This is a genomic window from Bacillus sp. OTU2372 (genome assembly GCF_038440275.1).
GTDB lineage: Bacteria > Bacillota > Bacilli > Bacillales > Cytobacillaceae > Neobacillus > Neobacillus bataviensis_B.
On the sequence record NZ_JASATK010000002.1, the window covers coordinates 434,656 to 447,156 of the forward strand.

11 protein-coding genes are annotated in these 12,501 nt (G+C 39.0%); all 11 read right to left on the reverse strand.

The window, feature by feature from the left end; genetic code table 11:
* Nucleotides 1-38: 38 nt before the first annotated feature.
* The 11 genes from AAHB15_RS07040 to AAHB15_RS07090 all read right to left on the reverse strand — a co-directional run bounded on the left by AAHB15_RS07040 (nucleotide 39) and on the right by AAHB15_RS07090 (nucleotide 12,479).
* Nucleotides 39-1,019: an electron transfer flavoprotein subunit alpha/FixB family protein gene (locus AAHB15_RS07040; protein WP_335571443.1), complete on the reverse strand. Its 981-nt coding sequence runs from the start codon at nucleotides 1,017-1,019 to the stop codon at nucleotides 39-41.
* Between the two features lie 10 nt (nucleotides 1,020-1,029).
* Nucleotides 1,030-1,791, reverse strand: coding sequence for an electron transfer flavoprotein subunit beta/FixA family protein (locus tag AAHB15_RS07045; protein ID WP_342042055.1), 762 nt, complete (start codon nucleotides 1,789-1,791; stop codon nucleotides 1,030-1,032).
* Between the two features lie 381 nt (nucleotides 1,792-2,172).
* The gene (locus AAHB15_RS07050) at nucleotides 2,173-3,141 is read right to left on the reverse strand and encodes a sugar phosphate isomerase/epimerase family protein (RefSeq protein WP_342042056.1); all 969 of its coding nucleotides are present in this window, start codon (nucleotides 3,139-3,141) and stop codon (nucleotides 2,173-2,175) included.
* Nucleotides 3,138-4,316, reverse strand: a complete 1,179-nt coding sequence (locus tag AAHB15_RS07055) for a Gfo/Idh/MocA family protein (protein ID WP_342042057.1) — start codon at nucleotides 4,314-4,316, stop codon at nucleotides 3,138-3,140. The genes AAHB15_RS07050 and AAHB15_RS07055 overlap by 4 nt, the downstream gene beginning before the upstream one ends.
* Nucleotides 4,317-5,387: a Gfo/Idh/MocA family protein gene (locus AAHB15_RS07060; protein ID WP_342042058.1), complete on the reverse strand. Its 1,071-nt coding sequence runs from the start codon at nucleotides 5,385-5,387 to the stop codon at nucleotides 4,317-4,319. It lies immediately after the preceding gene.
* A gap of 64 nt (nucleotides 5,388-5,451) precedes the next feature.
* The gene (locus AAHB15_RS07065) at nucleotides 5,452-6,456 is read right to left on the reverse strand and encodes a sugar ABC transporter substrate-binding protein (protein ID WP_335571438.1); all 1,005 of its coding nucleotides are present in this window, start codon (nucleotides 6,454-6,456) and stop codon (nucleotides 5,452-5,454) included.
* Nucleotides 6,457-6,501: 45 nt separating this feature from the next.
* Nucleotides 6,502-7,518, reverse strand: a complete 1,017-nt coding sequence (locus tag AAHB15_RS07070) for an ABC transporter permease (protein ID WP_335571437.1) — start codon at nucleotides 7,516-7,518, stop codon at nucleotides 6,502-6,504.
* Nucleotides 7,493-8,986: a sugar ABC transporter ATP-binding protein gene (locus AAHB15_RS07075; RefSeq protein WP_342042059.1), complete on the reverse strand. Its 1,494-nt coding sequence runs from the start codon at nucleotides 8,984-8,986 to the stop codon at nucleotides 7,493-7,495. Before AAHB15_RS07075 ends, AAHB15_RS07070 begins: the two co-directional genes overlap by 26 nt.
* The gene (locus AAHB15_RS07080; RefSeq protein WP_144563625.1) at nucleotides 8,983-9,831 is read right to left on the reverse strand and encodes a sugar phosphate isomerase/epimerase family protein; all 849 of its coding nucleotides are present in this window, start codon (nucleotides 9,829-9,831) and stop codon (nucleotides 8,983-8,985) included. Before AAHB15_RS07080 ends, AAHB15_RS07075 begins: the two co-directional genes overlap by 4 nt.
* Nucleotides 9,832-9,848: 17 nt before the next feature.
* Entirely contained in the window at nucleotides 9,849-10,694 is an 846-nt protein-coding gene (locus AAHB15_RS07085) for a sugar phosphate isomerase/epimerase family protein (protein WP_335571435.1), read from the reverse strand.
* Nucleotides 10,695-10,976: 282 nt separating this feature from the next.
* Nucleotides 10,977-12,479, reverse strand: a complete 1,503-nt coding sequence (locus AAHB15_RS07090) for a sugar ABC transporter ATP-binding protein (RefSeq protein WP_335571434.1) — start codon at nucleotides 12,477-12,479, stop codon at nucleotides 10,977-10,979.
* Nucleotides 12,480-12,501 lie beyond the last annotated feature (22 nt).

A 12,501-nucleotide genomic window follows, 5' to 3' on the forward strand; every position in this document is an offset into this window, starting at 1 on the left:
GAAATAAAGCACTTCTTCTTCTATAAATATATAATCAACTATTTGACTTGACTTAATAAAATTTTGGAAAATTCATTGGTCAATTGTGGGACGATCTCGAACAAATCTCCTACGATTCCATAGTCAGCCACTTCAAAAATTGGGGCCTCATGGTCTTTATTTATTGCAACAATAAATTTGGAGTTGGAAATGCCCGCAACATGCTGGATTGCACCAGAAATTCCACATGCAATGTATAAATCAGGCGTTACAACTTTACCGGTCTGGCCAATTTGTAACGAATAATCACAGTAATCTGCATCGCAAGCTCCACGTGATGCACCAACTGCCCCTTTTAATACATCTGCTAATTCTTGTAAAACTTTAAAACCTTCGGCACTTTTTACTCCTCTCCCGCCAGCAACAATCACCTTGGCCTCCGTTAAATCAACTTTTTCAGCCGCCCTTCGAACGATCTCTTTGATTAGCAGAGTAAGGGTAGGTTTCTCAACTGTATACGGAATAGTTGACGCCTCAGAACCATACCGGATAGGTGTTATATTATTAGGACGTATGGTCAAAAATATCGGAACACTATTAAACTGTTTCTTTTCAAATAGTTTCCCAGAATAAATTGAGCGTGTAACCACAATGTTATCACTGCCATCCAAATTTATGTCGATACAATCACTAGCCAAACCAATTTGTAATCTTGCCGCTGCCCGTGGAGCAAGGTCTCTGCCGTTTCCAGTATGCCCCATAACAATAACATCAGGTTGAGTTTCTTGAATAATTTTAACTACAGCATGAGTATATAATTCAGGGTGGTATTCATCATAATCGGAATCTTCAATTATATATACCTGCTCAGCACCATATTGTGAAAGCAAATCCACTTGTTTTGCAGAATGGGTTCCAAAAACGGCGGAAATTACCTCCCCTCTCCCAGCAACTTGCTTCGCAGCAGTTAGGGCTTCAAGGGAAACATTTCGGATTTTGGGTCCTTTCATTTCTCCGATAACGAGAACTTTTCTGTCCATAATTTACCTCCTAAAATATTTTAGCTTCTTCAAAGAGGAGCTTGACCAACTTTTGGCTAGTTACACTTGGCTCTCCCTCTATTTTGGTGCAAGCTTTACGTTTCTGGGGTTTATATCTTTCTACGACATTTGTTTTTTTAGATATATCCACGCTCTTTTCAATTAGATCGGATACATCTAAATGCTCCAGTGATTTGCGTTTTGCCTTCATTATATTCGGTAAAGACGGATATCTAGGTTCATTAAGCCCTTGCTGACAAGTAATTAGAACAGGTAATGTAGTTTCAACTTTATAGGTTTCACCTTCCACATCTCGCTCCGCCAATACCGTTTGATTCTCGATTTGTAGTTTGACAACGGAGGTAATGTGGGGAATTGAAAGCTCTTCCGCAACCCGTACACCAACTTGGCCTGCACCGTTATCTATGGATTGATTCCCTGTTAAGATAAAATCAAAATTTTTATCTTTTACGTATGCAGCTATGACTTTGGAGATGATAAATTCATCACTTTCTACATCTTCAATTAAAACAGCATGATCCGCCCCCATTGCCAGCCCATGACGTAAAGCGCTTTCAGATCTTTCCTTACCAATTGTTAGAACGATGACTTCTCCCCCGTGCTCTTCTTTTAATCGAAGTGCCTCTTCAATGGCATATTCATCATATGGATTAACGATCCATTGACTTGTTTCTTCGACTATTTCTCCTTCTTTAAGTTCAATTTTTTCTTCTGTATCAAAAGTTTGTTTAATACAGACCAATAGTTTCATGAAATCACACCCTTCTTCTATTTTTTATTATTGATTATATATTATCGATTATATATATAATATCATGCGGCTCATTATTTGTCAAAATATTATTCCTACTCTGTCAAAAACTATCCTACTTTTTCCCTCACCCAGTATTCCGCTCGCTATCAAGTTATTAAAAAAGAGGCTTCAGAATTTGAGCCTCTTTTAATAGCTGGTAATATTTTCCGCAAATTAAATAGACTTTGGCGTTACTTGGTGCTAAACAAGTTTTCGTAATAAAAAGGATGAAGACTCCTAGGGTCTCGGGGAGACAGAAGAAATAATATGGTCCTCGCTTTTATTGTGTATAAAAACTAACCTCGGTTTAGTACCGAGGTCAGTAAGTACCTATTTTATTTATGCCCACCACATATCGGTTATTTGCTCTTTAAACAGGATACCCTTTAGTAGAGAAATTGCTTTACTTAGCCCTTCATCAATCGATGCAAGCATGTCTTCATGTTCAATCGAAAGAACGTAATCATACCCCACAGAACGGAGTGCACTAACCATATCCTTCCACACTTTTTCATCATGTCCATACCCTACTGAACGGAATGACCATGAACGATCAAGGATATCGCTATAATGTTTTGTATCTAGGACACCATTGATTTTGATATTGGCTTGATCTAAATAAGTATCCTTTGCATGGAAATGGAAAATGGCATTTTCCCGGCCTAATTTCTTAATTGCTTCAACAGGATCTATTCCCTGCCAAACAAGGTGGCTAGGGTCGAAATTGGCGCCTATATTTTCCCCGGCGTATTCTCTTAATTTTAATAGTGTTTCAGGATTATAGACTATAAAGCCTGGATGCATTTCAAAAGCTACATTTATACCATGTGACTTGGCATATTGAGCTTCTTCCTTCCAGTATGGAATAACCACTTGGTTCCATTGATAATTCAGCACATCCAAATATTCAGGCGGCCAAGAACATGTAACCCAGTTTGGATTTTTAGCACCCGCATGGTCACCAGGGCAGCCAGAAAAACCATTCACAACCGGTACCCCTAAACGTTCCGCCAACAAAACCGTTTTTCTCCAAACCTGATGAGATTCGTTAGCAAACTTTTTATCGGGATGCAGCGGATTTCCGTGGCAGCTTAAACCACTAATCGTTAACCCTCTGCTTTCTATTGCTTGTAAGAAACCTCTGGCTTTTTCCGGTGACTCCAATAATTCATCCGGATTGCAGTGATGGTTGCCGGGATAATTCCCTGTCCCTAATTCCACTGCTTCTACACCCATTTCAGCTAATTTATCGAGCATGGCTTCGAACGGAAGATTTTGATATAAGACCGTGAAAACTCCTAGCTTCATATAAGTACCTCCTTGCCAGCTTGAACCTTCACCCATTTCTGCTGCTGGTTACTTTCCAAGATAGCATCGGTAATACACATGGAAATGTGGCCATCTTCAAATGTAGCAAAATTAGGTTTGTCTGTTTTCAAGCTCTTGCCATCACGAACAAAAGAATAGAAATTCAACATCATATTTTTCAATGCATCCGGCCACCCTTCATTATGGCCACCAGGGTAGTGGATTGCAGACCTTGCTTCTGGAGTAAACAGGGAAGGATCTGCTAGCAGAATCTCATTTGCCCGGTCCCTGTGTCCGATCCATAGCTTTTCTGGCTCCTCTTGATTCCAGAAAACAGTGCTTTGACTGCCATTGATTTCAAAGCTTAATCTATTTTTCCGTCCAGCACTTACCTGGGATACCGTAAATACTCCTCTTGCCCCATCTTCAAAACGGACAAGAACGGAAGCATAATCTTCTGTATTGATCGAAACATCTTCATACTCTTGTTCCTCTATATTTTGTGCACTAAACGTAGCAATTGTATTTTTGGCTTTCTTTCTGATAGGAACAACCGTTGCTAAATCAGCGAAAACTTCCACAATTCGCTTTCCTGTTACATATTGTACTGTATCGCACCAATGGGAGCCAATATCGGCAACAGCTCGAGATTTCCCGCCTACTTCTGGGGCGAGACGCCAGTTGAAGTCTGTTTCAAACAATAACCAATCTTGCAGATAGCTTCCATGAACCAAGTTCACTTTTCCAAGGTCACCGTTTACAACCATTGCGTGTGAATTTTGTACACTGGCATGCTGTCTGTAATTAAAGTTCACCCCATGGACAACACCGTGTTTTTCTGCTAGTTCTAGTAATTCTGCCGATTCTTCACTATTCATCGCCAGCGGTTTTTCAGATATGACATGCTTACCTGCCAAAATAATCTCTTTATTAATGGCAAAATGCAGGTGATTCGGTGTGCAATTGTGCACGACATGGATATCGCGGTCTTGTAGCATTTCACGATAATTGCCATAGGCTTTTGGAATCCCGAGTTCGGCAGCTTTTTTTTCTGCTGCTTCCTGACTGGTTTCCGCTAATGCAACTACTTCTACAAATCCCAGTCTTCTGATGGCCTCAATGTGAGTAGGACCGATAAAGCCGGTTCCGATGACACCAACTTTTATCTTTTCCATTTATTGTGTAATCTCCTCTCGCTTTACAGCTGCCAGTACATCTTCGATATAAACCTTTTCTCCTGTTTTTGCAGACTGAACAGCTCCTAAAACCATGGCCAAGCTATTCAAATTATCTCTTCCAGATGTTTCAGGTTCTCTGTTTTCATGAATGGATTCAGCAAATTCTTGTAAGCTTGCCAAGCGCTCTTCCAACTGTAAATCTACTAAACTTACCTCTAATTTTCCATTTTTTTCAATTGCACCTTGCATAAATACAGATTTAAAGACGTCATGAGGTGTTACTGTGACCTCATTATTGGCCCAAAGAATTTCTCCTTCTTCACCTTGTATACGCCAATCTCCATCCCAGGTTGTTTCCCATCCACGTGAAACCCAGCTTCCTGTATAAGAAACGACTGCACCGTTAGACATTTCAAAAACCACTGAAGCAACCGCATTTCCCTTAAACGAGCTCCATGTAGGATTCCATGAATGCGCTTTTACGGAAACGGGCTCAAGACCAAGAATTCCTCTAATTTGATCAAAATGGTGAATAGCCATGTCAATAATCAAAGGTTCATCCATTTCAGTTCTAAATCCTGTAAAATCAGGTGATTTTTGAAAGTTAATATAAACGCTTCCCAACTCACCAATCACATTTTGTTCAATTACTTTTTTGACTGTTTGAGGTGCTCTTTTAAAACGGTAATTTTGGCTAACCATAATATTACATCCGCTGCGCTCTGCTGCTTCTACGATTTTCTTGCAATCTTCCAAAGTACCCGCTAAAGGTTTTTCTACTATACAATGAAGTCCATGTTCAAATGCCTCCAAGGCGATATTTGCATGATAATCTGGCGGAACTAGGATTAATACGGCATCTGCCTCAACTTCTTTAACGGCTTCTGATAAACTATTAAATGCTGTTTTTGGGTTAATTTGATAATACTGACATGCTTTATTCAGCAGTTCCTGATTAATATCGACAACCGCGGCCAATTCCCAATGAGGTGAGTCCAATACCACTTGAGTCCAGCTCCATCCCCAGCCGCCAAGACCAACCTGAATAATACGTAATGAATTTGTCATAATTTCCTCCTAAAAATGTTATTTTTTAATTGAAAAGGGTGATAAATTATCACCCCATTCTTTATTATTTTTTAAATTTATTCCCCCAAAGATTTGGATCGTCTGCATTTTCTTTTGTGACTAAAGTTGGTGGAGTGTATTGCATTTTTGGAACTTCTTTTCCATTAAGATGATCGACAGCCGTTTTAACCGCTAACGCACCCATTTCAAATGGATCCTGATTAATAGTGGCATCTTGTTCACCATTTTTAATTCGTTTCAATGCCTGCGGAGTTCCGTCAACACCTACGAGCATAATATGTCCTTTTTCGCCTACCTTGCTGGTTTTAGAAATTTGTCTTAGACCGCTTAGAACTCCGCGCTGCATATCATCGTTATGAGTAAAGATGGCGTTGATCTTTGGATTTGCTGTTAAAGAATCAGCTGTAATGCCTTGAGATTTTTCTGCAGACCATTCAGCATTTTTTGTAGAAAGTTTAAAATCTGAAGACTGTCCCATTCCTTTATCAAAACCGCCGCCTCTTAAAATGGCGTGATAGGTTCCTGGTGCACCCGTCAGTTCTAATACAGAACCTTTTCCTAACGTATCCATAATGTATTTAGCTGCCATTTTTCCTGCTTCTTCATTGTTAAAAGCAATACTGCTCACAACATCAGCGCCCTTTGAAACAACAGCATCTACCGTAACAACTGGAATACCAGCTTGATTTGCTTTTTTCACACCTGGAACTAATTCATCAGAGTTAGCAGGTGATAAAATGATTAAGTCAACTTTCTTTGCAATATTGTCTTCAATTTGTCTTAACTGTGTTTGACTGCTTGATTGCCCATCAAGTACTTCAACATCAACGCCCTGTTTTTTTGCTTCCGCTCTAATTCCCTGGTCTAACGCAACCATAAATTCAAAACCACGGCTCCACAATAATACGGCAATTTTCTTTTTCCCATTTTTAGTTTGACTAGAGGAAGCATTTTTTTCAGTACCACTAGCTGATTGATTATTAGAGCTGCAACCTACCAACAGACTAAACATTAAAGCGAATAATAGAAGACCTTTAACAAATTTCAATTGAAACACCCCTTTAATGTGAATGATTTTTCCCATCCTCTTTATTTAGGCACTCTTTAAGAACTTTCGACGGTAGACGTCCAGCAATGCTGCTACTAATATCACGCTGCCTTGAACAAGTGAATCCCATGCAGGCGGAACGGAAAGCAGGTTGATGGCGTTTGATACCAATGAGATTAAAATGACGCCTAGAATGGTTCCTAATATATTTCCTTGACCTCCGAAAAGACTAGTCCCTCCAATAACAACGGCTGCAATAACGGTTAATTCAAGACCTGTTCCAGCAGTAGGACCCACTGATTCCAAACGGGCGGATAATAGTAGTCCCCCAATTGCAGCTGTTACACCAGATATCACATATGTTAAGGTAATAATTGTCTTGGTCCGGACTCCTGAAAGTCGGGCAGCCAATTCATTCCCTCCGCTTGCATATACCGATCTTCCAAATACCGTATTTTTCAAAATAATATGGGCAATAATTGCGAATACCGCTACCAGAAGGATTAAATATGGAATCGAGAAAAGACTTCCTGTAGCTAAAGTAACAAAACTATTTGGAACCGGATCGATATTAGCGCTATTTGTATAAATGAGCACGATCCCTCTGGCAATACCCATCGTACCTAGTGTTACAATTAATGGTGATAATTGTAATTTGGTAATAAATAATCCATTGACTAATCCGAATACTGCGCCAATCAACACCATTATGATAACGCCTACAATTACTGGTACACCATTATAAACAATTAAACCTAAACCAAGGGCAGAAGATACCGCCATTATGGCCCCCACCGATAAATCAATACCGCCTGTTATAATGACAAACGTTACTCCTAGAGCTAATGTGACAAGAATCGTCGACTGCATTAATAAATTAATAAGGTTCGTTTTTGTAAGAAAAACGGGTGACATTAAGCTGAGTACAATACCGAAGGCAACAATGACAATTAAAAGTCCAAGACTTCCTAAATACTGTTTAAGTTTTTTTCGTCCCTGTGTTTTGTCCTGCGAAGATACCAATTCAATCTTTCTATTAACTTGCGTCTGCTCCTGTTGCAAACTTAATCACCTCTTCCTTCGTAATCTTGTCATCTTTAAGTTCTGCAACATTTCTTCCTTCTCTCATAACGATAATTCTATCGCTTAATGCTAATAGTTCCATAAGATCAGAAGAAATAATAATTATTGCTAAGCCTTGAGCAACAAGATTTTCAATCATGGCTTGGATTTCTGCTCTTGCCCCTACATCCACTCCACGGGTTGGTTCATCAAGAAGTAGAATTTTCGGATGAGTGGCCAGCCAACGAGCCAAAACAACCTTCTGCTGGTTTCCTCCACTTAAGGAACTTACAGCCGTTTCCAGACTTGGTGTCTTAATTCGAAGTTGTTCTTTATAGCTTTGAACAATTTCCCTTTCACGGTTTTGATCGATAAAGCCAAATCTCTTAATATTATTTAAGATAGATATGGAGGCATTATCCTTCACACTGGCATTTAACACTAAGCCCTGTGTCTTTCGATCTTCGGTAACAAAACCGATACCATGTTTGATGGCATCCTGCGGGCTTTTGATATTCACCTTTTGCCCATTGATAATGACCTCACCTGCATCAATCGGATCGACACCGAACAAACATCTAAATATTTCCGTCCTGCCCGCTCCGACAAGCCCGCCTACACCTAGGATTTCACCTTCATGTAAGTCAAAGGATATATTTTCAATTGCACCCTTACGCGTTAAATTCCGTACTTCAAGCACTTTTTTGCCATGAACCGGCTTTCTTGTTCGTTCCAGGGAAACATCTCTTCCTACCATTAATCGAACAATATTGTTTGGAGTAATCTCCTTTTTCGTCGCGGATTGAACTAATTTCCCGTCTCTAAATACGGTGATCATGTCCGCCAGTTCAAATACTTCTTCTAAACGATGGGAAACATACATAATGGCCATGCCTTTATCCCGCAAATTTTTCACGATTTGCATCAGACGCTGTGTTTCGGATTCGGAAAGAGAAGCAGTTGGCTCATCCAAAATCAGCACTCGTGTTTCCCTTGAAAGAGAACGGGCAATTTCTACTAACTGTTGTTCACCAGTAGATAAGGAAGATACAATCGCATTTGGATCAATATTCGCTCCCAGCATTTTCAATGCCTCTTCTGCCCGTTTCTCTACGTCCTTCCAATTGACCAATTTCCGGTTATTTTTCGGCCAATGTCCCAATGAAATATTTTCAGCAACCGTTAAATGCGGAACGAGCAGTAATTCCTGATGGATAACCGCAATTCCATGATTTTGGGAATCTCTTGGACTGGAAAAAGCAACAGGCTCATTATCGATGACAATTTCACCACCTTGGTCCGGCTTATAAAAGCCGGCCAAGATTTTAATAATGGTTGATTTTCCTGCCCCGTTTTCCCCTACTAAACATTGAACTTGCCCGCCATAAATCGTAAAGCTCACATCGGTTAAGGCTTTCACCCCTGAAAACGATTTACTGATGTTTCTCAGCTGCAGGGTATTAATCATACTAATACAGCCTTTTTGAGAAATTGTAACCCTTCTTCACCCAGAGAGTCTTGAGAAGGTGCTAACGGTCTCCATTGTGAAACAGCGCGTGCGATTTCTTTGATTTCAGTTGTAAATGATTCAATAACAACCGGTCCATCATAGGATATTTCTTTCAATGCCTGAAATACCTCATTCCATGGAATATGTCCTGTTCCTGGCGTACCTCTATCATTTTCACATGAATGGAAGTTGAAAATTTTGCTGCCAGCCAGTTTAATAGCTTCTGCAATATCCTTTTCTTCAAGATTCATATGGAATGTGTCTAATAAGAATCCAACATTATCACAATCCACTAGTTCCAAAAAGTCTAAGCCCTGCTGAACCGTATTAATAAAATCAGTCTCAAATCTGTTTAAAATTTCAACTGCTAATCTAATACTCTTTTCTGATGCATAATCGGCAACAATTTTCATGTTTTCAGCTGCCCAATTCCATTGTTGTTTCTTTTCGTCAGGTGTTAGTAACCGCGTTTTACCAGTAGCTGAATACATTGGTCCGGACACTAACGGTGAACCGAGTTCGGCAGCAATATCGATACAAGTTTTAATATATTCAATGCCTTGTTCACGTATCGCCGCATCCTCTGAGCTGATGTCCCGGTTTGGTCCAAATGCCCCGCACACTAACGCTTGAACACCCGTTTTATTTAAATGATTACGAATCGCAGCTACATCAATCGTTTCAGGATCTTCAATACAAATTTCAAGATAATCAAATCCAATATTCTTTACTTTATCAATTAAATTCAAGGTTTGGTTGGAAAAGGGAGAGACCCAAATAAACGTACTAGCACCAAATTTCATTCTTCTTCCTCTCCTTCTTATTTTGTGTTTGCGAAAAGGGATTTTTCTAGTGATTTAATATGATCAATTGATTTTTTTGTATAGTCATCGAAGAATTCTAATCCTCCGCCTTTTTTCATAACCCCAAACGGATCAGCAGCAGCCGGTAAAATTTCAAAAGTGATATGTCCTTTGTAATCAATATCCTTTAAAGCTTGTAAGGCTGGAACAAAATCAATATGGCCAAGACCAGGTGCCTTACGATTGCTATCAGCAAAATGAATGTGGATTAATGCATCTTTGCTTTTACGAATGGCTTCTGCAATATTATCTTCCTCAATATTCATGTGGAATAGATCGCCCATGATTCCTACGTTTGGAAGGTTTACTTCTTTCCACATATCCATTGCTTGATCTAATCGATTCAGCATGTACGTTTCATAGCGGTTCCACGCTTCGATACAAAGGTTAACATTTAATTTGGCTGCATATTCTGCGCCTTCACGAATGCCTTCAATCGCCCATTTCACTTCATCATCAAAATCAGTTAGTGATGCGGTCTTACCATTTGACGTTGGAGCTACGATCATGACTGGACATTCTACTTCAGCCGACATATCTGCTACTCGTTTAACATAATCAATTGCCTGTCTGCGTTTATTTGGATCCGGATGAGCTAGGTCTCTTTCTGCATTATAAATCGAGCAAATGGAACCAACAGTGATTCCGTAATCGCTTACAAGATTGCGTACTCTTTTTGTATCATAAGCATCTGGCTCGCCTACTAATTCAATCGCGTCATAACCAAACTTTGCTACGCGCTCAATACTTTTCTCAACATCTTCTCCAAAATAAACTAGTGAATCAAAACTGTACTTAAACATGCTAAATCCTCCTAGAAATTTTTTAAGATAAATCTTTTAAAAGCAGCTTGTAAACAACTTATAGAGTATGAAATACTGTTGTTTATCAACTGGTTTGTAAGATTTCTTGTCTCTAATGTTACTTTGATTAATGCTTTCAAACAATTAACAATATTGAGTCAAAAGTTCACAATCTTGCGGTTGTTAAAATATTTTGTATTTTCAATCTTTAATTCTGTACTAATGCAAAAAAAGATCATACGCCGCCTGATACAGGAGGCTGTATGATCTTAAATTAGTAAATTATGAAGAAGTCTTCACACATGGGCTCATTCCATTCATATGGTGAATGATATCTTCTTCAGTGATATTGTCATTCTTAAGGTTAGCAACTATTCTTCCCCTGTACATAACCAAAATGCGGTTACAAAGCCCAAGCAGTTCCGTTGTATCAGAGGAGATAACGATCACTCCTTTTCCTTCTTGTGCCAGCTCATGGATTTTAAGATAGATTTCCGTCCTGCTGCCAATATCCACACCTATTGTCGGTTCATCTAATATATATAGATCACTTTCCGTGATAAGCCATCTGCCCAGCATCACTTTTTGTTGATTTCCGCCGCTTAAATATTGAATATTTTGATCAATATGATCCACCTTGATATTAAGATCAATCACTTTTTCAAGGGTCTGATCCGCCTCAATATTCCGATTAACCAATTTTAAAATGTTTTGCGTTTCCAAACTGGCAATGGTCATGTTATTGGCTACACTCATATTCATAAATAATCCTGATGTTAAGCGATCGTCATTAACGTAGCCAAATCGGTTATGGACAGCATGAATGGGATGTTTAAAATCGACTTGATTATTTTTCCAGTAGATACTTCCACTATCTTTTTTACTTTGTCCAAAAATAATCTTTGCAAGTTCAGTTTTCCCTGAACCTGCTAAACCCGCAATTCCAATAATCTCACCTTCATGAAGGATGAGATTGACATCTTCTACATAAGGTTTTTGGGTTACATGCTCAATCCGCAATAATTCCTTACCTGTTGATGTAATAATTGGAGGATAATAATGTTTTAGATTGTAACCAAGCATTAGATTGGTCATTTCTTTCAATGTGATATCTTTAACTCGATGCGTTGCCACATGTTTTCCATCGCGAATAATCGTCACCTTGTCACATATTTCGTGAATTTCGTTTAATCGATGAGTAATAAAGACGATGCCAACACCTTGATCTTTATATTTTTTGATAATCCTAAAAAGGTTTTCTCTTTCCTGCTCCGTTAAATTTGCTGTCGGTTCATCCATAAATAGAATTTTCGATTTTTGAACAATCGCTTTTGCGATGGATATTAAATAATGCTGTCGTACTGGGATATTGCTTACTTTTTCTTTCGGATTGATGCTGACACCTAGCTCGTCGAGAATTCTTTTGGCTTCTATTTTCATTTTTCTATGATTCACAAAAAATTTAAATTTTTTTGGCTGGTTCCCAAGAAAAATATTTTCCGCCACACTCATGCCCTGGACCAAATTAGGGATTTGATGAATAACAGAAATGCCTTTGCGCTGTGCGCTCTGAGGACAATCAAAGTGGACTTTTTTGTCATTCACTTCGATCACTCCGCAATCCGGTTTAAACACCCCTGATGCTATGTTTATTAGAGTGGATTTTCCCGCTCCATTCCCACCAATTAGAGCATGAATTTCACCGGCTTTTAATTCTAGACTCATATTATTTAAGACTTTATTATCAAAAAAGGATTTGCTGATATGATTTAGTTTTAATAGCATCCTCCCACCACTTCCTTAAAAC